Origin of the sequence: Bifidobacterium asteroides, from assembly GCF_003202695.1 — a bacterium.
Classification (GTDB): Bacteria; Actinomycetota; Actinomycetes; order Actinomycetales; family Bifidobacteriaceae; genus Bombiscardovia; species Bombiscardovia asteroides_G.
The window spans coordinates 369,472-393,590 of the sequence record NZ_QGLL01000006.1; the positions used below are offsets into that span (position 1 = coordinate 369,472).

Annotated in this window: 21 protein-coding genes and 4 tRNA genes; 7 read left to right on the forward strand and 18 right to left on the reverse strand. The window is 60.6% G+C overall.

Features of this window, described 5'->3' with window-relative positions:
- Positions 1-7: 7 nt before the first annotated feature.
- The 14 genes from DKK75_RS03560 to DKK75_RS03625 form a co-directional block, all read right to left on the reverse strand.
- Positions 8-1,384 (reverse strand): cell division protein PerM, encoded by a 1,377-nt coding sequence (locus DKK75_RS03560; protein ID WP_110452077.1) that lies wholly within the window; start codon positions 1,382-1,384, stop codon positions 8-10.
- Positions 1,381-2,304: a succinate--CoA ligase subunit alpha gene (gene sucD / locus DKK75_RS03565; RefSeq protein WP_110452078.1), complete on the reverse strand. Its 924-nt coding sequence runs from the start codon at positions 2,302-2,304 to the stop codon at positions 1,381-1,383. The genes DKK75_RS03560 and sucD overlap by 4 nt, the downstream gene beginning before the upstream one ends.
- Positions 2,301-3,515 carry an ADP-forming succinate--CoA ligase subunit beta gene (gene sucC, locus DKK75_RS03570; RefSeq protein ID WP_110452079.1) on the reverse strand — a complete coding sequence of 405 codons (1,215 nt, stop codon included), beginning with the start codon at positions 3,513-3,515 and terminating at the stop codon, positions 2,301-2,303. Before sucC ends, sucD begins: the two co-directional genes overlap by 4 nt.
- 22 nt (positions 3,516-3,537) lie before the next feature.
- On the reverse strand, positions 3,538-4,122 hold the full coding sequence (locus DKK75_RS03575; RefSeq protein ID WP_110452295.1) for an adenine phosphoribosyltransferase: 585 nt from the start codon (positions 4,120-4,122) through the stop codon (positions 3,538-3,540).
- A 108-nt stretch (positions 4,123-4,230) separates the two neighbouring features.
- Positions 4,231-4,830: a preprotein translocase subunit YajC gene (locus tag DKK75_RS03580; RefSeq protein ID WP_110452080.1), complete on the reverse strand. Its 600-nt coding sequence runs from the start codon at positions 4,828-4,830 to the stop codon at positions 4,231-4,233.
- Between the two features lie 66 nt (positions 4,831-4,896).
- A complete protein-coding gene (gene ruvB / locus DKK75_RS03585; RefSeq protein ID WP_110452081.1) occupies positions 4,897-5,973 on the reverse strand; it encodes a Holliday junction branch migration DNA helicase RuvB in 1,077 nt (358 codons plus the stop codon).
- 3 nt (positions 5,974-5,976) lie between these two features.
- Entirely contained in the window at positions 5,977-6,588 is a 612-nt protein-coding gene (gene ruvA / locus DKK75_RS03590) for a Holliday junction branch migration protein RuvA (protein WP_110452082.1), read from the reverse strand.
- Positions 6,589-6,630: 42 nt separating this feature from the next.
- On the reverse strand, positions 6,631-7,212 hold the full coding sequence (ruvC, locus tag DKK75_RS03595) for a crossover junction endodeoxyribonuclease RuvC (RefSeq protein WP_110452083.1): 582 nt from the start codon (positions 7,210-7,212) through the stop codon (positions 6,631-6,633).
- A 4-nt stretch (positions 7,213-7,216) separates the two neighbouring features.
- Positions 7,217-7,972, reverse strand: a complete 756-nt coding sequence (locus tag DKK75_RS03600; RefSeq protein WP_110452084.1) for a YebC/PmpR family DNA-binding transcriptional regulator — start codon at positions 7,970-7,972, stop codon at positions 7,217-7,219.
- A 39-nt stretch (positions 7,973-8,011) separates the two neighbouring features.
- Positions 8,012-9,319: a glycosyltransferase family 4 protein gene (locus tag DKK75_RS03605; protein ID WP_110452085.1), complete on the reverse strand. Its 1,308-nt coding sequence runs from the start codon at positions 9,317-9,319 to the stop codon at positions 8,012-8,014.
- Positions 9,294-10,304, reverse strand: coding sequence for a phosphatidylinositol mannoside acyltransferase (locus tag DKK75_RS03610; protein WP_110452086.1), 1,011 nt, complete (start codon positions 10,302-10,304; stop codon positions 9,294-9,296). The genes DKK75_RS03605 and DKK75_RS03610 overlap by 26 nt, the downstream gene beginning before the upstream one ends.
- Before the next feature lie 4 nt (positions 10,305-10,308).
- Positions 10,309-10,983 (reverse strand): phosphatidylinositol phosphate synthase, encoded by a 675-nt coding sequence (pgsA, locus tag DKK75_RS03615; RefSeq protein WP_110452087.1) that lies wholly within the window; start codon positions 10,981-10,983, stop codon positions 10,309-10,311.
- A gap of 3 nt (positions 10,984-10,986) precedes the next feature.
- A complete protein-coding gene (gene thrS / locus DKK75_RS03620; RefSeq protein WP_110452088.1) occupies positions 10,987-13,032 on the reverse strand; it encodes a threonine--tRNA ligase in 2,046 nt (681 codons plus the stop codon).
- A gap of 76 nt (positions 13,033-13,108) precedes the next feature.
- Positions 13,109-13,945: a PAC2 family protein gene (locus DKK75_RS03625; protein WP_110452089.1), complete on the reverse strand. Its 837-nt coding sequence runs from the start codon at positions 13,943-13,945 to the stop codon at positions 13,109-13,111.
- Positions 13,946-14,107: 162 nt separating this feature from the next.
- Here DKK75_RS03625 and DKK75_RS03630 point away from each other — a divergent pair.
- The 4 genes from DKK75_RS03630 to DKK75_RS03645 all read left to right on the forward strand — a co-directional run bounded on the left by DKK75_RS03630 (position 14,108) and on the right by DKK75_RS03645 (position 14,477).
- A tRNA-Gly gene (locus tag DKK75_RS03630) sits at positions 14,108-14,180 on the forward strand.
- A gap of 27 nt (positions 14,181-14,207) precedes the next feature.
- A tRNA-Cys gene (locus DKK75_RS03635) sits at positions 14,208-14,278 on the forward strand.
- A 23-nt stretch (positions 14,279-14,301) separates the two neighbouring features.
- A tRNA-Val gene (locus DKK75_RS03640) sits at positions 14,302-14,373 on the forward strand.
- Between the two features lie 31 nt (positions 14,374-14,404).
- Positions 14,405-14,477 (forward strand) — tRNA-Val (locus tag DKK75_RS03645).
- Between the two features lie 653 nt (positions 14,478-15,130).
- Here DKK75_RS03645 and DKK75_RS03650 read toward each other — a convergent pair.
- A complete protein-coding gene (locus tag DKK75_RS03650; protein ID WP_110452090.1) occupies positions 15,131-15,784 on the reverse strand; it encodes a helix-turn-helix transcriptional regulator in 654 nt (217 codons plus the stop codon).
- A gap of 671 nt (positions 15,785-16,455) precedes the next feature.
- Positions 16,456-17,331 (reverse strand): undecaprenyl-diphosphate phosphatase, encoded by an 876-nt coding sequence (locus DKK75_RS03655; protein ID WP_110452091.1) that lies wholly within the window; start codon positions 17,329-17,331, stop codon positions 16,456-16,458.
- 145 nt (positions 17,332-17,476) lie between these two features.
- Here DKK75_RS03655 and DKK75_RS03660 point away from each other — a divergent pair, with 145 nt between their 5' ends.
- The gene (locus DKK75_RS03660; RefSeq protein ID WP_110452296.1) at positions 17,477-18,271 is read left to right on the forward strand and encodes a fructosamine kinase family protein; all 795 of its coding nucleotides are present in this window, start codon (positions 17,477-17,479) and stop codon (positions 18,269-18,271) included.
- Here the strand turns inward: DKK75_RS03660 and dnaJ are convergent.
- Positions 18,264-19,400, reverse strand: a complete 1,137-nt coding sequence (dnaJ, locus tag DKK75_RS03665) for a molecular chaperone DnaJ (RefSeq protein WP_110452092.1) — start codon at positions 19,398-19,400, stop codon at positions 18,264-18,266. The two genes, DKK75_RS03660 and dnaJ, sit on opposite strands and share 8 nt — an antisense overlap.
- Positions 19,401-19,483: 83 nt before the next feature.
- The gene (gene hrcA / locus DKK75_RS03670; protein ID WP_110452093.1) at positions 19,484-20,551 is read right to left on the reverse strand and encodes a heat-inducible transcriptional repressor HrcA; all 1,068 of its coding nucleotides are present in this window, start codon (positions 20,549-20,551) and stop codon (positions 19,484-19,486) included.
- A gap of 184 nt (positions 20,552-20,735) precedes the next feature.
- Here hrcA and tkt point away from each other — a divergent pair, with 184 nt between their 5' ends.
- Together tkt and tal are read left to right on the forward strand one after the other, a co-directional pair.
- A complete protein-coding gene (gene tkt / locus DKK75_RS03675) occupies positions 20,736-22,838 on the forward strand; it encodes a transketolase (RefSeq protein WP_110452094.1) in 2,103 nt (700 codons plus the stop codon).
- Positions 22,839-22,996: 158 nt separating this feature from the next.
- On the forward strand, positions 22,997-24,106 hold the full coding sequence (gene tal, locus DKK75_RS03680; RefSeq protein ID WP_110452095.1) for a transaldolase: 1,110 nt from the start codon (positions 22,997-22,999) through the stop codon (positions 24,104-24,106).
- Positions 24,107-24,119 lie beyond the last annotated feature (13 nt).

A 24,119-nucleotide genomic window follows, 5' to 3' on the forward strand; every position in this document is an offset into this window, starting at 1 on the left:
CTCGGATCTACTTGCCTGGTCTGCGGGTGGACGAGACCTGTCGTGGTGTGTCTGGCCGGTCGGTTGCCTTGGGTTCCTTTCCCTCCTGACCGCGTGATTGATTTTGCTGTTCCTTGTTATCCGCATTGGCAGAAGTCTTTTTGGCATCCGCTTGGCGTATATAGGCGATCAGGGCGTCCTTTATGCTTATCAGGGCAGCGATGATGAGGGCCAACAGCCATACGCTTAGCAGGCCGACCCCCAGAGAGGTTCCGATCATGCGCAGAGAGGAGGCTACGGGCACTCCTACCCCGGCCAGCCGCTGCTGGCCAAGAGCCCCGTTGGAGAGTTGGAAAAGCAGAGCCAGACCAATCACGGTGACCAACCAGGTCATGGCCATGGCCAGTGTTGATGTAAGGAAGCAGACTGCGGTATCAAGGGACTTCAGTCCTGCTTGGCGCACAACATCGTGGATTCTGACTCCCCATGGTCCGGTGAGCAGCAGAATGCCAGCAACCACTCCAGCCAGCAGAGGCAGATTGAGCAGGAGCAGACGAACCTCTTGCCGGGAGACCGGCTCTGGGAAGAGTCCAAAGAGGGGCAGCGACGGCAGACTTGAGGCGTGGCCGGACCAGAGGGTGAAGGTCGCCAGCTGGCCGATGGTAAAACCGTCTCCGAAGAGCCAGGAGGCAGCCCAGATGATCAGATTGGGCAGCCAAGCCATGGAAGCCAAACTGGTCGTTACAGCCGAGGCGGCGCCCATACGCGTCAGTTTGAACAGGCGGCCTACGTCTCCGTGGTAGACAATGATCCAGACGATCAGGGTGATTAGGCCAGCGACCAGCATGGCAGCCAAGAGCATCAAACCCGTTGTGAGGCCAAGCCGAATGGTTCTGCGGGCTTGGACCGGCAAGGCCTCTTTGAAGCGTTTGGCGAAGGTCTGACGGAATGGCTCGGAGCGCACCCAGGCCCAGCCGTAGCCCAACAGGAAGACCAGGCTGGTCCGCAAAAGAATAACCAGGGTGGTATCAATCTGGATGGTCTGGCTGCCCTGCATGAGGATGAGGCTGAACAACGTCCAAACGACAAGGCCGACGAAGCAGCCGCCGACGGACATGCCTAGTCGACCGACTAGTGAGCGGATTATCCAAATCAGCAGACCGGTCAGCAACAGGGGGATGACGGTCAGGGTCAGAGCCCCAGCGGTGAACCCGCAGCCCTGGGTGAGCAGGGTGATGGTTTCCGTTAGGGCCACGGTGGCCATCGACAGGGAAGGGCCGCCTTCCTCGATGGAGATGATGAGCAAGAGCAGGGCCATGCAGGCGCCGAGAGCGACGGTGTAGATAAGCATGGCCAGAAAGGCCTCGAGAGCCCCCCGGAGCCATGCTTTCACCCTGTCGGTCATATGATGGCATGCTCCCGTAGCAGGTCGCGGGTCAGCTGGGCGGTCTCGCCGGGCGTGGTGCCTACTTTGATGCCGACGGACTCCAGCACTTCCTTTTTGTCTGCTGCTGTGCCCTTGCCTCCCGAGATGATAGCTCCGGCGTGACCCATCTGTTTGCCCTCAGGAGCGGTGAAGCCGGCAATGTAGGCCACGATGGGCTTGGTCATGTGGGTGGAGGCCCAGTGGGCAGCCTCCTGCTCAGCTGAGCCGCCAATCTCGCCGATCATGACGCAGGCCTTGGTTTCAGGATCGCGGTTGAAGGCCTGAAGCGCCTCTAGCATGGTGGTGCCCACAATGGGATCGCCGCCGACGCCCAGGCAGGCAGTGAAGCCAATGTGGGCCAGCTCCCCCATGAGCTGATAGGTCAGGGTGCCGGACTTGGAGACCAGTCCCAGAGGGCCGCGACCGGCGATGCCCTGCGGAATGATGCCCAAGTCTACGCCAACACCGTTGGGCCGGTCGGACATGGTCATCAGTCCTGGGCAGTTGGGGCCGACGATGCGGCAGCCGCGTTCCCTGGCAAGGGCCACGCAGTAAGCGGTATCGGCCACAGGAATTCCCTCGGTAATGACTACGATCAAGGTGATGCCGGCTTCGATGGCCTCGACCATGGCATCCTTGGCGAATCTAGGCGGAACGAAGACCACGGAAGTGCTGGCCCCGGTCGCCTGTCGGGCTGCCGAACAATCAGCGTATACAGGCACATGACGAGTCTGGCCGTCCGGATCATCGAAGTTGATTGTCATACCGGCCTTGCGGGAGTTGACTCCGGCCAGAATATTGGTGCCTGCCACCATCATGCGGGCTGTATGGACCATGCCCTGATGACCGGTCATGCCCTGGACCATGACGGGGGCGCCGTCTTCAATGAAGAGGGTCATCGTCCCGTCTCCTTCCCTGCCTGAGCGGCCAGAGCCACGGCCTGGTCCGCCGCCTCCTCCATGGTGCGGGCCACCTTGAGCCTAGGTTGTTGGGCTTTGGCCAGCAGGTCCAGCCCTTGAGCAGCCTCATTGCCGTCGAAGCGAACCACGATAGGCCGGGCGTCCTCCTGATCCTGCTTGCCTGCAGCTTCCACGATGGCCAGGATGCCCTGGGCCACCTGTTGGCAGGAGGTGATGCCTCCGTAGACGTTGACCATGACCGAACGGACTTGAGGATCGGAGAGGACCACGTCCAGGCTGCTGCGCATGACCTCAGGAGAGGCGCCGCCGCCGATGTCCAGGAAGTTGGCCGGTCCGACAGGAACGCCCTGCTGACGTCCTGACCCGGCGATCGCATCCAAGGAGCTCATGACCAGTCCTGCGCCGTTGCCGATAACACCCACCTGGCCGTCCAAATGGACGTAGTGCAGGCCTGCTGCTTTGGCCTTGGCTTCCAAGGGATCGACCTGCGCCGGGTCCGTGAACCGCTTCCAGCCGTCGTGCCGGAAGGCTGCGTTACCATCTAGAGAAATCTTCGCATCGAGGGCATCCAGGTGCTTGGTAGCCTCGTCGTCGGGATCGCCCACCTTGGCGAGGGGGTTGATCTCGACCAGGGTTGCATCGCTGTCCTGGAAGGTGTGCCACATGCCCAGAAGAATCTGCGCAGCCTGATCCAGATCGGCATGGTAGAAGCCGATGCGCTCGGCCATGGTGCGGGCGGCCTGTCTGTCGAAATCCTCCAGGGGGCCGATGTGCAGGCGCCGGACGGATTCGGGGTGCTCGCGGGCGATGGTCTCCACCTCGGTCCCGCCGCTGGCCGTGGCCAGGACATCATAATCCCGGGAGGTGCGGTCCACCGAAATGGACAGGTAGTACTCATGCAGAATGTTGCGGGCTTCGGTGACCAGGATCCCGCTGACCGGATGGCCGTCGATGTTCATAGGCAGGATGGTTTCGGCCAGAGCCACAGCCTGCTCGTGATTCTCGGCTCGCTTGACGGCTCCCGCCTGTCCCCTGTGTCCGATGGTGGCCTGACCCTTGATCATGCAGGGATAGCCGATGACATCGGCCGCTTGCCCGACCTCTTCCGCGGTTGAGGCATAGACGGCCCTTGGCTGGGATATGCCATGCTCAGCGAGCAGCTGCCTGGCCTGGTATTCATACAAATCCATAATGAAGATCCTTTAATCGCGCTCAGGCAGGCATGTTCATCAGGCAGGTGACCGGGTAGGCACCTAGGGCCTTGCGGCCATCGAGGCCGTTGAGTTCCATGACGAAGCTGAATCCGGCCACTTGGCCTCCGGCCTGCTCCACTAGACGTGCAGCTGCTTGGGCGGAACCTCCGGTGGCGATAAGGTCGTCCACGATCAGGACTCGCTGACCTGGTTGCAAGCAGTTCTGTTCGATCTCGATGCGGGCATTGCCGTATTCAAGGGCGTATTCCTGGCTGTAGGTGGGTTCTGGAAGCTTGCCGGCCTTGCGCATGGGCAGGAAGCCCTTGCCCAGATCGCTGGCCAACTGGGGGCCAATAAGAAAGCCGCGGGCCTCAAGTCCGGCTACCAGGTCGAAGTCCTCTGGCTTCACGGGCAGGGTGCGCTTCATGGCATCAAGGATGATGGCCAATCCCCTGGGATCCGACATGGCCGGGATGAAGTCCCTGAAGAGGATCCCCTTCTTGGGAAAGTCCGGAATGGTACGGATTAATGAGATCAGATAAGCGGCGTCGTCATCGCCAACCTGCTTAAGCTCTCCAACCTTGATATCGTCCGATTGAGCCATGATCTTCTTTCTGTCTTGCTCCTTGGAAGTGGTTGCCGAGGCCATCATACGCGTGCCTCGTTTCCGGTCAGAGTCAGCCTGACGGAAAGTGTGGCGCACGGATAGTATTCAGGATTTCGCTGAAGTCGAATCCGAGGATTCAGAATCCTTGGATGCCTCCGATCCATCAGCGTCATCGGACTTCTCTGCAGTCTCCGTCTTGTCTGATTCGCCTTCCGACTTCTGCTCTGGATTCGACCCGGATTCGTCCGCATTCTTATGCTCACCCTTATCGGATTCCTCATCAGAGTCTTGAGAGTCTTGCGCGGCGGTATCGTCGGAAGCGGTTTCGTTACCATCGGCATCAGTGACCAAGACGGGGGCATCCGCATCCTTGGACTGATCGTCATCCTGCTCGGGCAGGGGGTTGCCGTTTTCGTCAACCTCGTCGTCGTGGACGTAGGCAGGGACGATGGGCGGCTGGGTGATGGCCTGGATGCGCCAGCGGGACTGCGAACCCTCGGAGTCGATGACCACCTGCTCCTTCTCCAGATCCACCGAGACGATCTTGCCCAGAAGACCGGAAGCTGTGGCCACTTCGTCACCGGGTTGCAGGGACTGACGGAAGTCCTGGACGGCGGCCTGCTGCTGCTTGCTCTTGCGGGAGCTTCCCCACATCATGGCGATCATCAGGGCGATGATGGCGATCATGAAAATCATGGATCCCATGGTTGCTTTCACTCCTTGCTTTGGCGGGCATCAAACGACGATGTGCATTGCTGCGAAGACACCAGTCTAGAACAGCTTCATGACATCCTCGGGTGGTTTCCGACCCAGGTGCTCCCAGGCCTTCGAAGTGGCTACACGCCCCTTTGGGGTGCGTACCAGGAAGCCCTCGCGCACCAGGTAGGGCTCGCAGACTGTTTCGACTGTCTCGGCTTCCTCGCCAACCATGGCGGCCAGGTTATTCAGGCCTACGGGCCCGCCGTCGAAACTGTTGACAATGGCCTTGAGGACTGCCAGATCAAGACGATCCAGTCCCTCGGAGTCAATCTGGTAGAGGGCCAGAGCCTCCTTGACATCAGCGGGGCCTACCTGGTCAAGATCGTGGACTATGGCCCAGTCGCGGACGCGGCGCAGGAGGCGGTTGGCGATCCTGGGCGTACCCCGGGAGCGCAGGGCCAGCTGATGAGCGGCGTCATCCTGCAGGACAATGCCCAGCACCTTGGCTGAGCGTTCAATCAGCTTCTCCAGCTCCTCCTCCGGGTAGAAGTCCAGATGAGCGGTGAAGCCGAAACGAGCTCTCAGTGGCGAGGGCAGCATACCTTCACGGGTTGTGGCGCCGATAACCGTGAACCTAGGCAGGGTCAGCGGAATGGAGGAGGCTCCGGGGCCCTTGCCTACCATGACATCCACTCGGAAATCTTCCATGGCGATGTAGAGCAGCTCCTCGGCGGCCCTGGGCAGGCGGTGGATCTCATCGATGAAAAGCACCTCGCCTGCCTCTAAAGAGCTCAGGATAGAGGCTAGGTCTCCGGCATGCTGAACGGCAGGCCCTGAGGTGACGCGAATGGGCACCTCCAGCTCGTGGGCAACGATCATAGCCAGAGTGGTTTTGCCCAAGCCGGGAGGGCCCGCCAGAAGGATGTGATCGGGGGCCACGTCCCGCTTTCGGGCGGCCTTCAGAAAGAGGCCAAGCTGGGCTTTGAGCCGGGGCTGGCCGATGAATCCCTCCAGAGTTTCAGGACGCAGCTCCTCGTCGCTGACCGGTTCGCCTTCAATGGGCCGGGCTGAGACCATCCGCAGGGATTCCTCCTGGGCATCGCCGTTCTGGGTACCCGAGCGCTCAACGGATATTTGCTTGTCAGCCATGGGTCAGCGCCCCCGATCCAGCCGGGTCAGAGACTGCTTGAGCACCTTGGGAATGTCGGCCGACTGCAGGGGCAGGGCGTAGCCGCCCTCGCTGCAGGTCTGCTCCACGGCCTGCTCGGCATCACGCTGGAGCCAGCCCAGGGAGATCAGTCCCTCAACCACCTGATGGGCGCCATCGTCAGTCTGTGCTGGCCCCTGTCTACCAGTGCCAGCATCCAAATCCAGTTTGCCGGAGAGCTCGAGGATGATCTTCTGAGCGCCCTTCTTGCCTAGGCCTGGCGCACGGGACAGGGTAGCAGCATCGCCATCGGCCACGGCCTGGGCCAGTTGGTCTGAGTTCAGGGTGGCGAGGATGGACAGGGCCACGCGCGGTCCGATGCCGCTGACCTTCTGCAGCTGAGCGAAGAGGGATTTGGAGGAGCGGCTGAGGAATCCGTACAGAGTCAGCGCGTCCTGGGTCAGCGACAATGCTGTGTAGACGGTGACTGTGGATTCGGCCCGCATAGCGGCTAGATCCGACTGGGGCATATGAACCTCGAAACCCACTCCCGAAACGTTGATGACGGCAGAACCCGTTTCGATGGCGGCCACCCGCCCGGTCAACATTGCCAGCACTTGATCACCCTTCGATGAAATCGAACGCCTGTTCGAATCAGCTTACATGTCTCGCTGGACTCCTCGGTGCTTGCCGTACTTTGCGGAGGCTTGAGCCCACTGGCGCTGAGCCTGAGTGAGATGCTCCTCGCGCTCCCCGCCCTGGATGGCCCCAGCAGGTCTTAGGGCATGGCAGATGGCCTGTGCCAGGGCGTCGGCTGCATCAGCGGGTTTAGGCAGCTGATTAAGCCCTAGGATGCGGGTCACCATCCGCTGCACCTGGATCTTGTCAGCCTGGCCGTTGCCGGTCACGGCCATCTTGGCCTCGGTGGGTGTGTGCAGGGCTACGGGAATGCCACGCTGCGCCGCCCCCAGCATGGCCAACCCGGCTGCCTGTGCAGTTCCTAGCACGGTGTTGTGATTGGATTGGGCAAAGACCCGCTCGATGGAGACCACATCCGGGCTGAAACGATCCAGGGCGGCAGTCAGACCCTGGTAGATGGCCAGCAGCCGCAGGTCCTGGCTCTGCTCGGGATCTGAGCGCACGACATCCACATGAATAAAGGAAAGCCGGCGCGATGCACCGGCTTCAATGACGCCAACGCCGCATCGGGTGAGCCCCGGATCGACGCCGAGAACAATCATAAAATCACTCGTCGTCCAACTGGGCCATGACCTCATCGGGCGCAGTCCAGTTGCTGTAGATCTCCTGCACGTCGTCCAGATCATCCAGATTGTCGATCAACTTGGAGACCTTGCGTGCGGAGTCGAGGTCCAGGGTGACCTCGCTCTTGGGGTTGAGGACCAGGTCGGCGGAGTCGTAGTCCATGCCTGCATCCTGCAGTGCCTTGCGCACGGTGACCATGTCGCCAGGGGCAGTCAGCACGGTGTAGCTGTCGCCGTTGTCCTGTACGTCCTCGGCACCGGCCTCGGCGGCCTTCTCGAAGACCGTGTCGTAGTCCAGGCCCTGCGAAGGGACGATGATCTGTCCCTTGCGCTCGAAGTTGAAGCTGACCGACCCGTTCTGTGCCAGGGAGCCGCCGCCCTTGGTCAGGGTGGAACGGACCTCGGCTGCCGCGCGGTTGCGGTTGTCGGTCAGGCACTCAATGATGATCCCTACGCCTGCGGGAGCATAGCCCTCGTAGACGATGGTCTCGTAGTTGGCCGCTCCGGCCTCCTCGCCCGAGCCGCGCTTGACGGCCCTGGTAATGTTGTCTGCGGGCACGGAGGACTTCTTGGCCTTGACGATGGCGTCGTAAAGGGTGGGGTTTCCGTCGGGGTCACCGCCGCCGGTTCGGGCAGCGATCTCGATGTTCTTGATCAACTTGGCGAAGAGCTTGCCACGCTTGGCGTCGATGGCTGCCTTCTTGTGCTTGGTGGTCGCCCACTTCGAATGCCCTGACATATGTCTCCTGACGGTACGAATGCGTAAACGAATGGAATTCTAGTTCCGCTCTTTGACAATTTTACGGGTTTTGGAGCCCTTCCGTGGGGCTTCATCGCAAGGAGAACCAGCCTTACGACCCACCAGTCTGCCCAGCAGGCCACGGCGATGATCAGGCCGGGCAGCCAGGGCACGGGCGTAGACATCCAGTACCTGGTCGGTGACCCGTTCCCAGTCATAGTCACAGGCCCGCCGCATTCCGCATGAGGCCAGATCCAGGCGCGTGGCTCGGTCGTCCAGCAGGTCCAGGACCACCCGTGCGCAGTCCTGGGGGTCTCCGGTGGCGAACAGACGCGCGCTATAGCCGTTCTGGGAGACATCCTTGAAGGCCGGAAGGTCCGAGGCAACCACCGGGCATCCTGCAGCCATGGCCTCGACAAGAACGATGCCAAAGCTCTCCCCCCCGGTCTGCGGGGCCACATACATGCCCAGGCTGTGGTAGAAGGCAGCCTTGTCCTCGTCGCTGATCCGACCAAGGAAAGTGAAGTGCTGGGCCAGTCCGGGATCGACGGCCTCAAGTATTTTCCGGGCCTCCGTCTGGCCGTCGCCAGCACAAAGGAAGCGGGCTCCGGGCACGCGCTGTAGTATGGCGGGTGCGGCCTGGGCCAGGATTTTAAACCCCTTGCGTTCCTCCTTCATCCTTCCCAGGAATCCGATGGTGGGCTGCCGCTCGCTCCCCTGCCATTCTGGGCGCGGCTGGGCATTGCGCAGGGTTCCGGTTTCGATGCCGTTGGGAATGATTTGGCTGGGTATGCCCGGCTCCAGCAGATTCTTGGCGTTCTGCATGGCCGAGGGGCTGACGAAGATGGCCTGGCTAATGTTGGCCAGGTATCGGCGCAGGTAGCGCCTGGTCAGCCTCAAAGCCAGCGGGGTTGAATCGAAAGCCGCGTGGAAGGTGGCTACATAGGGGCAGGGAATGAATCCGGGCCTCAGAGGCTTGTGGCTCAGGGAGGGCACCTCGGGCTCGTGCAGGTGCAGAATATCGAAGTGGCCCTGCCTGACCCACTGCCGGGTCTTGTGGCCAGCCACGCCAAAGTAGCTCAGGTTGGCCACGGATCCGTTGTAGGGAATGGAAAAGGAGGAGCCGGTGGTATGCACCCAGAGGGGCATGTCCTGGGTGCGCCGGCCCGGGGCCAGTACCTGCACCTGGTGGCCACGGTCCATAAGATGTCTGGCGAAGTCTCGGATGTGCAGTTGGACGCCGCCTGGGGTCTCGAAAGAGTAGGGCGAGATGATACCCACCCGCAGGGGCGCCTTGATGGCGGCCCGCTCTGTCTCCTGCTCAGGTTTTTGCTCGGGTGCCTTCATGCCCGTCACCTCCCTTGTTCTTGGATGCCTGGGCCAGGATGAAGTCCGGCAGGTCGTGCATCCGGGAAAGATCCAGATCCTCAAGGAAAATCGGCTGGAGCATGTGCCAGTCCTCGGGATGCTCGCGAATGCCCTGGGCCCACTGGTCCACCCAGGCTTGGGTCAGGTCGTTGATGGCCTGCTCCCGGGGCATGTCCAGGTAGGGTTCGATGGCGATGGGCCCGTCCACCTGGCAGACATAGCCGTAGGGAGCCTTAGCCTGCCGCCGGCGCTCCCCCGTCAGCTTTTCCCTGTGCATATTCACGGTATAGAGGGGCAGACGGGCATCCAGGGCAATGACGGCAGGACCTGCGGCCACGCGAATCCAGGAGTCGAAGGCCTTGACGAAGACGCCTCGGCGGCTCAGGTCGCGGTCGGCCAGCAGGGGCACCACCTGGTCAGGCTTACGCAACAGGGTTGTCAGACGGCCGGTGATGTCGGGCTCACCGGTCAGTAGGATGTTCATGCCCAAGCGGCGACGGATGTCCGCGAAGGTGTTGAGCATCCCCTGGTCCCTCAGCCGCTCGGCCACCGTGGTGACCTGGCCGACCGTGGAACAAGCCCAGAAGCCTGCGTAGTCCCAGTTGCCCTGGTGACCCATGCCGATGGGCAGGGAGCGCAGCCCGATGTCGCGCTTGGCTGGATCCGGGTAGGCGCTGCCGCCACCGTGTATGCGTGCCAGCAGCTGCTCCTTGGTGCGGGCACCAACGGTCAGCGCCTCTACGAAGTAGACAAAGTAAGAGCGCATGCCCTTGCGTGAGGTCTGCCTTAGAACGTGGTGGTCGGCCTCTGTCATGACATGGGCCAGGTTGCGCTCCAGCTGTCTGACGCCCCCCACCCGCAGCAGCCAGCAAAGGTCGGCTGCTGCCAGGAAGAGGCCGCGCAGGAGCCCCTCGGGCACCAGGCGCGCGTGCTGCGCAAGAAAGATGAGCAGTCGGTCCGGCATTGGTTCACTCGTGGTTGGGATTGGCGGGCTGCGGGTTTCGGCTCATATCCTTGGCGACGTGGCTGATCCGCTGCCAAACGGTGACGATGCCCAGGAGGGCCAGCAGGACCAGGAAGCAGCTGAGCACTGCCAGGGGCAGGCCGGCCCCCGTCAGGGCCATGCCCACCAGGATGATGACCAGTCGGTCAGACCTGGTGGCGATGCCGTTCTTGGCCTCGAAGCCCTCGGCCTCGGCCCGGGCCCGGGCGTAGGACGTGACGAAGGAGGTCATGATGGCAAAGAGCGCAGCAGCCATGCCGGCCTGGGCCCAGATGTCGGGACCCTGGTGGCTGCCATCAGCCAGCCAGGCCAATTCGTGGCGACGCAGAAAGATGATGACTCCGGTCAGGACGGCCCAGTCGGCTATCCGATCAAGGGTGGAATCCAAGAAGCCTCCAAACTGCGTGCCCCCGCCGGTCAGCGCGGCCACGGAACCATCAAGGGAATCGAAGGCCACCAGAATAGCCAGGACGATGGCCCCGGGCAGGAGCCGACCGGTGAACCCGGTCACGATGGCGACCAGTGTAGTGCCTACGGCTCCGATGATCGTGACGCCGTTGGCACTCACGCCCAGATGGACCAGGCCGCGGGCGATGGGGGCGATGATGCGCTTCCAAGGGCGCCGTAGATGTTCGAACATCGGTCAGTCCTGACGGCAGGAGGTGTTCGCTCGGAAGTCATCCGCCGAGTTGATCTGGGCACGGACCTTGATGGCCTCGTTGATCCAGGCTCGGGCCTGGTCCACAGGTACGCCATTGAGCTGGCTGCCGTCTCGGAAACGGAAGGATACGGCGTTCCTAGAGACATCCTCCTCGCCGGCGATCAGGATGAAGGGGGCCTTGGACTTGGCTGCGTTGCGTATCTTCTTGCCGAAACGGTCGTCGGAGCGATCGATCTCGCAGCGGACCATGTCGTCGCGCAGGTCCTCCAGCAGGTGCTCCAGATGCGGTGCGAATTCATCGGCAACAGGCACGGCCTGCACCTGAACCGGGGCCAGCCAGGCCGGGAAGGCGCCAGCATAATGTTCCAGAAGGATGGCGAAGAAGCGCTCGATGGATCCGAAGAGGGCCCTGTGTATCATGACCGGCCTCTGGTGGGAACCGTCGGCGGCTATGTACTCCAGCTGGAAACGCTCAGGAAGGTTGAAGTCCAGCTGTATGGTGGAAACCTGCCAGGTGCGTCCGATGGCGTCTCGTGCCTGCACGGAGATCTTTGGCCCGTAGAAGGCGGCGCCCTCGGGGTCGTCAACCAGTTCCAGACCTGAGTCCTTGGCCACTTCGGCCAGGGTATTGGTAGCCTCCTCCCAGACCTCGTCGGAGCCGACGAACTTGTTGGGATCCTTGGTGGACAGCTCCAGGTAGAAGTCGTTGAGACCGAAGTCCTTCAGCACCTTGAGCACGAACTGGAGCAGGTTGGTTAGCTCACCCTTCATCTGGTCCCGGGTGCAGTAGATATGGGAGTCGTCCTGGGTCAGGCCGCGCACGCGGGTCAGACCGTGGACCTCGCCGGACTTCTCGTAGCGGTAGACGGTGCCAAACTCGAACAGCCGCAGGGGCAGCTCCTTGTAGGAGCGCTGGCGGGACTTGAAGATCAGGTTGTGCATGGGGCAGTTCATGGGCTTCAGGTAGTAGTCGAAGCCCTGGCGGGTGACCTTGCCGTCGGCATCCTTCTCTTCGTCCAGGTGCATGGGCGGGTACATGCCGTCCTTATACCACTGCAGGTGGCCCGAGATTTCGTAGAGGTGGCCCTTGGTGATGTGCGGGGTCTGCACAAAGGAGTAGCCGTTGCGCCGGTGCATCTGCCGGGAGTAGTCCTCCATGGCGTTGATGATGGCCGCGCCCTTGGGATGGAAGACGGGCAGACCTGGCCCGATCTCGTCCGGGAAGGAGAAGAGGTCCATCTCGGCTCCCAGTTTGCGATGGTCGCGGCGGGCGGCCTCCTCCAGGCGTGCGGTGTAGGCTTTCAGGTCGTCCTTGCTGGCCCAGGCGGTGCCGTAGATGCGCTGGAGCATGGGATTCTTCTCATCTCCGCGCCAGTAGGCTGCGGCGGTGCGCATGAGCTTGAAGCAGCGGATGTAACGGGTATTAGGCAGGTGGGGACCTCGGCAAAGGTCCTTCCAGACCGTGTTGCCCTCGCGGTCCAAGTTGTCGTACATGGTCAGCTCGCCACCAGTGGCTACCTCGGTGGCCTCCTCGCCGTTGATCTCGGCCTCTTTGGCACCGATCAGCTCCAGCTTGTAGGGCTGGTCAGCTTCCTCCTTGCGGGCTTCCTCCTCGGTGACCACGCGCCGGCGGAAGCTCTGGGAGGACTTAATGATCCGCTTCATCCGCTGCTCGATCTGCTTGAGGTCGTCTGGGGTGAAGGGCTTGTCCACGTCGAAGTCGTAGTAGAAGCCATCCTTGATGACCGGGCCGATGCCCAGCTTGGCGTCCGGGCGGATTTCCTGAACGGCCTGAGCCATGACGTGAGTCGCCGAGTGCCGCATGATGGCCAGTCCCTGGTCGCTCTCCAGGGTGATGGGCTCGACCTTGTCGCCCTCGTGCAGGGGAGTGTAGAGGTCGCGTGGCTGCCCGTTGAGGTCAACGGCGATAATGTCCTTGTCGTCAGCAAAAAGCTGGATGCCAGTCTGATCCGCCGCCACCTCCTTCCGTTCGCCCTTGACGATGATGGAGATGCTCGACTGTGTCATGAATGCCGTCCTTGCTATCGGAGCCCGCGTTACAGGGTGCAGGCTGGACATGGTTATCGAGCCACAGCCTAGGTCGTCACTCAGACAAGAAAGGGCCTTTGTTGCCCATGGAACGCAGATAATCCTCGGCTTCGCGGACCAGTTCCTCGGCGGCTGGTTCATCCACTTGAGACTGGTCGACTTCCATTTCAAGACGGTGGACATAGTTGGCCAGGTCGTCGTTGCAGTGCAGAAGCACCCCGGCCTGGGCCTTCCATTCGGCAGCCTTGCGGGGCAGATCCCCCTCGTCCAGGTGGACGCCCAACATGGACGAAAGCCTGTGCAGCAGCTGCAGAGTTCCCTGGGCACATTCGTCGCTGCCTAGATACTGGGGCACGGAGACCCAGATGGACTCGGTGCTGTAGCCGTCCTGAGTCGCCAAGGCATCCAGAACAGTGGGAATGCCTATAGGGCCTGAGTGGCCGTCGGTGTCGGTCTTGGGCTGGTCACCCGCCAGATCGTCTATGGGCAGGGGCCTGGTGTGGGGGCAGTCGGCAAACATGGCGCCTAGAGTGATGATGGTATCCGCCTCCTCGTCTTCGGCCCAGTGGATACTGCGTCGGCAGAAGTCGCTCCAGTGGTAGTTGGGCTCCGGACCCATTTCCAGCAGAAGGGTATGGGCGTCATCTATTTGTACCCGATAAATCTTGGTGGAGGGCCAGATGATCCGACGTCTGCCCTGTACATGGCAAAGCATAGGTCGTGACATCTGGTAGTCGTAGAACCCGTCGCCCGGGATGCTGCCAACTTCGTGGGAATCGTAGGCGTTCAGCAGGTGGCGGATGACGTTTGTCGAGGCTGAGCATGCATCATTCCAGCCGTCGAAGGCGGCCACCATGATGCAGTGTTGCCTGTGCCTGGCTTCTTCACTCATACCTCTCACCCTACCGGTCGGAAGCCCTGCCCTGCATGGCTTTGCCGTCAGCAGAGGGTGGCTCTATAAGGCGGCGACACGCTCTTTTTGCCAAGTGAGAGGGTCTACGCTACAGTAGTGCAACGTGCTTCAGCAGTCACCACCACGGTGGAAGTTGAGTGTGCGGGCATAGCTTAGTTGGTAAAGCGCGACCTTGCCAAGGTCGAGACCGCGGGTCCGAGTCCCGTTGCCCGCTCGAGGTTTCGAGCAGTTTAACCAATACGGTGGGTTAGCCAAGCGGTTAGGCAGCGGCCTGCAAAGCCGTATAGACGAGTTCGACTCTCGTACCCACCTCTCTCTCGAAACGAGAATGACCCGGGCGGTTGGCGCAGAGGTAGCGCACTTCCCTGACACGGAAGGGGTCACTGGTTCGAATCCAGTATCGCCCACGAGGATCACTTCGGTGGTCTTTCCCAATCCGGGCGATTGGCGCAGCGGCTAGCGCACTTCGTTCACACCGAAGGGGTCGCAGGTTCGATTCCTGCATCGCCCACCTGGATCTCTCTCCAAAGCCTTTTCTTTTTGTACAGTATGTTACAAGTCAGTAATTGTTAGTTTACAAACTTTCTAAACTCTCAACGATCTTTAACCCGTAGATTTCTGCGACAAACATTTTGTTAATAAATATTTTTTACTTTTTCTTGCTGCTCTTTACCATCCAGACTGAGGTCGGGTGCCCAGACTTGCTTATGGCGATCACATTCAGCTATCACTTGTTTAGCCCTCCCCCGCCCTGAAATGTTCACGGTTTGTTGGATTTGCCAAGGGCAGGTAAAATCCGCATTAGAGCCGGAAAGCGAACCTCAGGTTTGGCATGTCCGGGGACTTGTGATAATTTGCTCTTAGGAACAGATCGGGGGATCTGCCAGAAACAGGAGTGACCGGGCGTGTCCTTGAAGAGGTGATAGTATGATGCAGAAAGGCCTAGGCCAATGAAGGAACATTGCTAGCCTGGTTGAATCTGTAATCCACCCACAGCTTGAGGGAACTGTGGTTTTCCTGTTTTATCCAAGTAATACTTGCGTGGTCTGTTTGTTTGGCCGCGTTCCGGTTGTCGTTAATAGCGGCGGCCGTGCTGTAAAGCTCCTCCGGCGGCGCAGAATTATACCCCCCTCTCCTGCCGCCGGAGGCCTTACTTATAAGCCCTCATTTCAGGGCCTGCAGGTATCGGTATAGGGTGGGAATCGATATTCTAAGCTCGGGGGCTACGATGCCTACAGCACCCTTGATCAGGAAGATGCCCCGTTCCTTAATGTCACTGATGATGTTCAGCCTGTCCTGCTTGGTCAACTTGTCCATAGGGATGTCGAACTGACGGATCGCCTCTCTGGTGATCCTGCGGATATTCTCCTCGGGCTCCTGACTGATGTGGCTGCGGGAAGCTTCTGTGGAGATCTGTACATCGTCTGAGTCGATCGAGGTCAGGGTCTGCAGCACATGGGCTGCTTGCTGTAGCTCGGTGATGTTGATGCTGATGCAGAGCAGGCCGATGACCGTCTCCTGTTGGTCGCGGATCAGGTAGGAGGAGACGCGAAACTCGTGCTTGTTCAAGCATCGCCCACGGTAGTCGGAGACGAAGTCGGCCCCGCCATGGTCGGCTCGTATGGCCAGTTGTCGGGTCTGGTCGGTCACGCCATCGCCCAAGGTACGTCCAGAGAGCTGGCCGTTGCGGATGAAGACTATGGAACTCTCCGGGCGTGTGATGTCATGCACGGTAATCTCGGCCATGGGACCGAAGGAATCGGCTATGAATTCTGCCAGGGGAAATACCTCTTCAAGGTTGTCTACGGTGAAATGCATAACTGATCCTCAACATCCTAACAGGGCAGCTTGTAGCCACCGGTTGGTGCTGCGGGAAGCGAAAGGTATTGGATGGCGTGATATGGTCCATCACCTCCATACCAGCCAATCGGCCTCCTCTAATTTCGTATATTAGACCTTCTCTTGCGCCTTGCGGTTAGTACGAACGATTACTATGACCGAAGGAGCATCGAAGTTCGAAAGGGGTTCTTATGGTAACGCAAAAGAGTGGGTGAATTTTGTTTTTCGTTACTCGGCCAGTCGTTCGAACTTGGCTTTATGGAAAAGCTGCCTGTCACGATCCTAGGTCACAATGCAAGAGCAATGCGAGCATGAGCGCGTGTTTTGGCGTCAGCCGATCTGACGGCGTCGTTACCAAGGACGCCACACGGGGATGTTCATCAATTTGGCATGGTGAATGAACGGCGGCCAGGCTTGCTGTTGAAGTCCAGTGAGCTGTGGGGGTGAGATCCTGTTTGATGGGCTTCCTGAAGATAAAGGCGATGTTGTCGATGATGAAATCAAGACGAACCTTCGCAAGATTCAGAATTCCTCATTGGGAACTCAAATAATCTTCGTGCTTGTACTGATTCCTACCCTTTAAGCTAAGGTCAACACATCAAAATCACACCATTACCTTGCCTAGAGAGTCTGCCTGCCTGTCCCCGGGCTCAGCTGGCCGCTACGCCACCCACGGCGGGCAGAGCGCCAACCATGAGCATGATGGCCACAAAGATGGCCAGCCCGATACGGTAGATTACGAATCCCCGGTAGGAGAAGCGCGAGACGATCTTCAAAAAGGCGATGATGACAATGTATCCCAGCAGGAAGCTGACTACGGTGGCGCAGATGGTGGCTCCCCAACCGGGGAAGGCAGCATCAGCGTTGATGTTCTTCAAGGACTTAACTGTCTCAAGGATGCCAGCGCCGAAGACCGCGGGGATGGCCATGAGGAAGCTGACCCTGGTAGCGGCTTCGCGGGTGTAGCCCAGACCACGGCCGAAGGTCATGGTGCCTCCCGAGCGGGATACACCAGGTATCAAAGCCAGCATCTGCCCGATGCCGAAAAGCAGGGCGTCGCTGACATTCATCTGGCGGATCTCCTTGTTCTGGCGACCGTGGCGGTCAAAGTAGTCCAGCAGGAGGCCGAAGACGATCAGCATCACGACGGTGATCCAAAGGTTGCGCAGCTTGGTCTCGATTACCTTCTGGAAGAGCAGACCCGCCACCACAATGGGCAGGGTCCCGAGAATGATGTACCAGCCCAGGGCCGCGTCATGGTCCTTGGAGCCCATACGCTCGCGGCAAGAGGAACCGTCCTTGCCTGCCAGGCAGCGGAACCAATGAGTCAGTATGCGAATAATATCATGCCGGAAGTAGAGCAGGACCGCCAGCTCCGTGCCGAATTGGATGATGGCTGTGAAGGCCGCACCCGGGTCCTGGCCCAGCAGGCCGCCCACAATGCGAATATGGGCGCTGGATGAGACTGGGAAATATTCCGTTAAGGCCTGGACCAGGCCAAATAGAATGGCTTCGAAGAAATTCATGGACTCCTCTTGCTCTCTCGGACAACAATGGCAAGCATAGCCATCGCGCAGGGCAGAGTGAACCAAGGGCGCAGCATGTCTCGCAGAATGCCCACAATGGATCTTGTCGGAATCGACGACTCGACGAATAGGGGTGTGGATTATCATGGCCAAGATCTACAGAAAATCCAGGGGCGGAGCCCCATCGGGATTCTTCGAGTGTGAGGGGCGCGGGCTGCAATGGCTGGGCAAAGCCCAGGAGCAGGGCGGTCCCCGGGTTGTGGACGTCTACGACTGGGGCCCGGGCTACCTGGACATCGAGGAGATCACCTCCGCCTCCCCCACGCCGGGTGCTGCCTATCGTTTCGGCGCCCAGCTAGCCCACATGCATGATGCAGGTGCCGACCACTTCGGCTCTGCTCCAGATGGCTACACGGGTACCTGCTACTTCGGACCCCTGCAGGATCCGCTGCCCATGGATGTAGGGGCCTGGAATGATCCGGCCACGTACTGGGGCAGGGGGCGTCTGGAACCCATGGTGGGCATGGCCATGGCACGGCACGCCCTGAACCGAGAGGACCAGAGGACGACCGAAGAGGTGATCCAGGCTCTGCCGGAGCTGCTGGGCACTGCTGCCGATGACAAGCCGGCACGGGTGCACGGGGACCTGTGGAGCGGGAACGTCATGTGGACCAGAAACGATGGGAACACGCAGGCCGTCCTGATTGACCCTGCAGCCCACGGCGGTCACCGCGAGGAGGATCTGGCCATGCTGCAGCTCTTTGGGATCCCTTATTTGGACCAGATTCTGGACGGCTACCAGAGCGTGCATCCGCTGGCGGCCGGCTACGAGAATCGGATCACGCTCTGGCAGCTCTATGCCATAGCCGGGCATTGCGCCTTCTTCGGCGGCGGTTATGTGAGCGAGTACCGGTCCATGTGCCGATCGCTGCTCAGCTAAAGATGTCCTTGAGCTTGCCGAAGATCCCCTTGCGGCCCCCGACTCCGGCAGGCTTGGCGCTCTGCGGGATTTGGGTAGCGTCAGAATCGTGGCTGTTGGCGAAGTCCTCAATGAGGCGGCGCTGATCCTCGTCCAGCTTGGTAGGGATCTGGACCAGCACGTGGACGATGATGTCGCCACGCTCCTCCCGGTTGCCCAGACGGGTTACGCCCAGACCCTTGATGGTGATCTCCTGGTCAGGCTGGCATCCGGCGGGAATCTCCACCTTACGGTGGCCGTCAAAGGTCTCAAGTTCAACCTGATGGCCTAGGACCGCCCAAGTCATGGGCACGGCAATCCAGCAATGCAGGTCCTGACCGCTGCGGGTGTATCGCTTGTCGGGTTTGATGGTGATGTCCACGTAAAGGTCGCCAGCCGCGCCGCCTCCCTCGCCTACCTCGCCCTGGGAGGCCAGCCGCAGTCGAGAGCCGTCAGCCACGCCTGCGGGCACATTGACACCCACTTCACGCCGGGTTCGCACACGGCCGTGGCCGTCGCAGACCGGGCATGGGTGCTCGATGATCGTGCCGTGGCCCTGGCAACGCTCACAGGGGGCCTGGCTCATCATCTGTCCCAATAGCGTTCGTACAACCTTTTGAGCGTAACCTTTGCCGTTGCAGACCGGGCAAGTTATTGGGGAAGTCCCCTTCTGGGCTCCCGAACCGCCGCACTCCTGGCAGAGGCCGTAAGTGCTGATGGGTGTGCGCACCACGCCGCCGAAGATGGCTGTCTTCATGTTCACGGAGACTTGAGCCAGGGCATCCCGACCGGGCTGGGTACGCGGAATTGGCCCTTGGGTGGCCCCGCCAAAACCGCCGCCGAAGAACTGGTTGAAAACGTCACCCATATCGAAGGCGCCCGCCCCCTGGGAGGCCTGTGGGTTGTTGGGGTCCACGCCCGCATCATACATGCGCCGCTTCTCAGGATCGGAAAGCACCTCGTAGGCACTGTTGACCTCTTTGAACTTATCCTCGTATTCAGGCCCGGCGATGTCCGGGTGATACTTGCGGCTCATCTTGCGGTAGGCACGCTTGATGTCCTGATCGCTCGCGCCTCGCTCAACTCCCAAAACCTCGTAGTAATCTGCCACCGATCATCCTTTTCGTTTGATGCCCTCTCGACCAATGGTCGCACAGGCCTACGATACATATGACGTATACCGTTTCCTGACGGTCACGGCTCTCCGTCGCCGGCCAGGAAGCCAGTCAGGTAGGAGGCCACGGCCCGAACCGCGCTCATAGTCGCTGGATAGTCCATATGCGTCGGGCCAATGGATCCCACAAAAGCCACAGGCTCGTCGGACTCGGAACCGTCTGTCGGCCGTGCGTGCCCATACCCGCTGGTCACCACTGACGCATGTACCAGCTCAGGGGTTCGGGTCTCGGTGCCGATGGCCACGCTGACCCCATTGCTTTCGCGTGAAAGCTCACTCTGGGCCCGCATAAGCCGCATGAGCACCACCTGCTCCTCAAGGGCATCCAGCAATGAGCCTAAGTCCCCCAAAGAGACAGCCTGGCTGTGGGTCAGCTGAGAAGTGCCGGCCATATAAAGGCCGCTGGTCTGTTCTTGGGTGGCCATCTCGTCGAAGACGGTGGCCACAAGAAGCAGCATAGCTTTGTCACGGCCCTCGGTAAGAGAGTCAGCCAGCATGCGGCAGCGATCAGCGGCACGGTCCAGAGACCGGTCCTGGCACTGCTTGTTGATCTGGTCGGACAGGCCCGCCAGGGCGTTCGGGTCATCCTGAAGTGGTCCGTGCAGGGTGCGCTGAACCACCCGGCCGGTGTCGGTGATGACAACCATCAAAATGGTCCCTCGGCTCAGCCCTATAAGCTCGGTCCGTCGCAGGTTCGAGCTGGCCAGGGAGGGTGAGGCCACCACGGCGATCTGTCCAGTGATCTGGGCCAGAAGCTGGGCTGCGTGTTGAAGGGTGTCCTCCAAGTTGACCGACCCGGACAGGAAGGCGTTGATGCCTCTGCGCTGGGCGGCTGACAGGGGCACGATGGTGGCCAGCCTGTCGACAAAATAACGGTAGCCTTTCTGGGTGGGGATACGCCCGGCCGAGGTATGGGGCTGAACCAGGTAGCCCTCGCTCTCCAAGGCCGCCATGTCGTTGCGGACGGTGGCAGAGCTGACTCCGAGCTGATGATTTCGGGTGAGCGAGCCCGACCCTACTGGCTCGCGAGAACGAATATAGTCCTCAACGACCGCGCGTAGCACCAGCATGCGTCTGGTATTAGGCAATGTCGCTCCTTCCGTCATGGTTTCATTATTAGCACTCGGGCTGTGAGAGTGCCAAAACGTCGCGCGAAGAGCCAAATTGTGTCGTCTCAAACCGATACCATGGAAACGCAATGCGAAGGTAATCGAACATTTTTGACACAAGTCGAACATGAAGACTTCTAGATTGGAAGGAAAGCAGCATCATATGACAGATTTCACATGGTCCGAACTAGATGAGCGCGCTGTCAAGATGGCCAAGGTCCTCTCGGCTGACGCAGTCGAAAAGGCCGGAAGCGGCCACCCCGGCTCCCCTATTTCACTGGCGCCCATAGCTTATGCGCTCTACCAGCACTTCATTCGGCATGATCCCAACGATCCCGACTGGGCGGGACGTGATCGGTTCATTCTTTCCGGCGGCCACGCTTCTTTGACCCAATACGTACAGCTCTACTTCTCTGGGTACGGTCTGACCATCGACGATCTGAAGCACTTCCGCACCGCTGGTACAAGAACCCCAGGCCATCCCGAGTACGGTCTGACCCCCGGGATCGAGATGACCACCGGCCCGCTGGGTCAGGGTCTGGCTTCCGCTGTGGGCTTCGCCTATGGCCAGCGCTATCAGCGCGGTCTGCTGGATCCGGATGCTCCTGCCGGACAGTCTCCTTTCGACCATAAGGTCTGGGTTATCTGCGGCGAGGGCGACGTCGAGGAGGGCGTCTCCTCCGAGGCCAGCTCTCTGGCGGGAGACCAGCGTCTGGGTAACCTGACCGTCATCTTCGATGCCAATCATATCCAGATCGAGGGCGACACCCGCATCTCACTGGGCGAGGACATCCTCAAGCGCTACCAGGCCTACGGCTGGTACACCGATGAGTTCAGCTTCATCCAGCCCGACGGCTCCTACAAGGAGGATGTCGAGGGTCTGGCTGCAGTTCTGGAAAAGGCCGAGCAGGTCACCGATCGACCAAAGTTCATCAAGGTGGATACCCTGATGGCCTGGCCCACTCCCGGCAAGACCAACGATCCTTCGGCCCACGGCTCAGCCTTGGGCGCGGAGGCCGTAGCCGCCCTGAAGAAGACCTTGGGCTATGACCCGGAGCAGAGCTTCCAGGTGGACGAGGAGGCCCTGGCCCACGCCCGCGAGGTTGCCCAACGCGGCCTGGCCGCCCACAAGGCCTGGGACGAGAAGTATCAGACCTGGCGCAAGGCCAATCCCGACAAAGCTGCCCTTTACGACCGCATCCATGCCGGCAAGCTGCCCGAGGGATTCGACAAGGCAATCGACGACCTGGAGGCTGGCTTCGAGCCTGGCTCCAAGGTAGCTACCCGCAAGGCCTCCGGCGCGGTCATCAATGCCCTGGCACCCATTATGCCCGAGCTCTGGGGAGGATCCGCCGATCTGGGTGGCTCCAACAACACCAACATCAATGGTGCGGTCTCCTTCGCTCCTGAGGCTGATGAGACCGTTCAGTGGCCCAAGGCCAACAAGTACGGTCGCCAGCTGCACTTCGGCGTGCGAGAGTTCGCCATGGGCGCCATCACCAACGGCATCCTGCTGGGTTCGGACACCAGGCCCTTCAATGGGACCTTCTTCCAATTCAGCGACTATGAGCGCCCTTCGGTGCGTCTGGCCGCCCTCATGGACATTCCTAACCTATATGTGTGGACTCACGATTCCGTAGCCCTAGGCGAAGACGGACCCACCCACCAGCCTATCGAGCATCTGACTGCCGTGCGTGCCATCCCTCAGATGGAGATCGTGCGCCCGGCCGATCAGTACGAGACTGCTGAAGCCTACCGCGCCTTCTTCGAGAAGGACAATACCCACCCCACAGCCATGATCCTGACCAGGCAGGGCGTGCCCACCCTGGAAGAGACCAAGGCCAAGGCCCGTGAGGGTGTACGCAAGGGCGCATACGTGCTGGTCGACACCGAAGGCCAGCCTGATGTGTTGATCATGGCTACCGGCTCCGAGGTGCAACACGCTGTGGTAGCCTCCAAGACTCTGGCTGAGCAGGGCATCAAAGCCCGTGTCATCTCCATGCCCTCGCTTGAGTGGTTCGAAGAGCAGGACGACGACTACAAGGAAGCCATTCTGCCTGCCTCCGTCAAGGCCCGCGTCTCCGTTGAGGCCGGACTGGCCACGCCTTGGTACAAGTACCTGGGAAGCTACGGCAAGCCCGTATCCATCGAGCAGTTCGGCCTGCAGGGCAGCGGCGACGAGAACATGCGCGACCTGGGCATCACCGCCGATCATGTGGTAGAAGCAGCACAGGCCTCCATGGAAGAAGTCCGCTTGGCCCGCTGAACCCGGCATCGTGATCAAACAGGGACTGACCGTGGCGGCCGGCCCCTCCCCTCCCGCAGGAACGCCCGAACCGCGTTCCTGCGGGAATACAGCAACAGACTTCCCGGTAGTGCATAGTGAATGAGATCCCATCGGGAACCCAAATAAGGAGTGACAAGATGGCAGAAAATGCAAACACCCAGCGCACCAGCGATTCCGGTGTCTCGATCTGGCTGGACGATCTGAGCCGTACCCGCATTGAGTCAGGCAATCTGCAACAGCTGATCGCCGAGCGCAATGTGGTGGGTGTGACTACCAACCCCTCAATCTTCCAGAAGGCCCTGAGCCAGGTTGGTCCCTATGACGAACAGCTCAAGCAGCTTGGCCGCATACCCGTCGAGGAGGCCGTTCGCGAGCTGACTACCACTGACGTGCGCAACGCCACCGACATTTTCCGTGAGGTTGCCGAGAAGACCGATTACGTGGACGGACGCGTCTCCATCGAGGTTGATCCTCGTCTGGCCCACAACACCGAAGAGACCGAAAAGCAGGCCGAAGAGCTTTGGAACAAGGTCGACCGACCCAATGCCTTCATCAAGATCCCTGCTACTCTGGAGGGTCTGCCTGCCATTACGGCCACTTTGGCCAAGGGCATCTCGGTCAACGTTACTCTGATTTTCTCCCTTGAACGCTACCAACAGGTCATCGACGCCTTCATCGAGGGCATCGCCCAGGCCGATAAGAACGGCAAAGACCTCAAGCGCATCGGCTCGGTCGCCTCCTTCTTCGTGTCCCGCGTGGACACTGCGGTTGACAAGCTTCTGGAGGCCAACGGGTCTGACGAGGCCAAGTCTCTAGAGGGCAAGGCCGCCGTGGCCAACGCCCGCCTGGCCTACGAGCTCTTCGAGAAGGCCTTCGACAAGGATCCTCGTTGGGCCGATCTGGAAGCCAAGGGCGCCAAGCGTCAGCGTCCTCTCTGGGCCTCCACCGGCACCAAGAATGCTGCCTACTCCGATTGCAAGTACGTGGACGAGCTGGTGGCCCCTCAGGTCGTCAACACCATGCCTGAGAAGACCCTTGAGGCCCTTGCGGCTCATGGCAACGGCGCCCCCTCCATCGAGGGCACCTATGAGGAGAGCCACCAGATCATGCAGAAGCTGGCTGATCTGGGCATCAACATCAAGGACGTGACCGACAAGCTGGAGGCCGATGGCGTTGCCGCCTTCATCAACTCATGGGATTCGGTCCTTTCTGATGTGCAGAAGGGCATCGACCGCGTTAACGGCTGAGCTCCTGACTGAG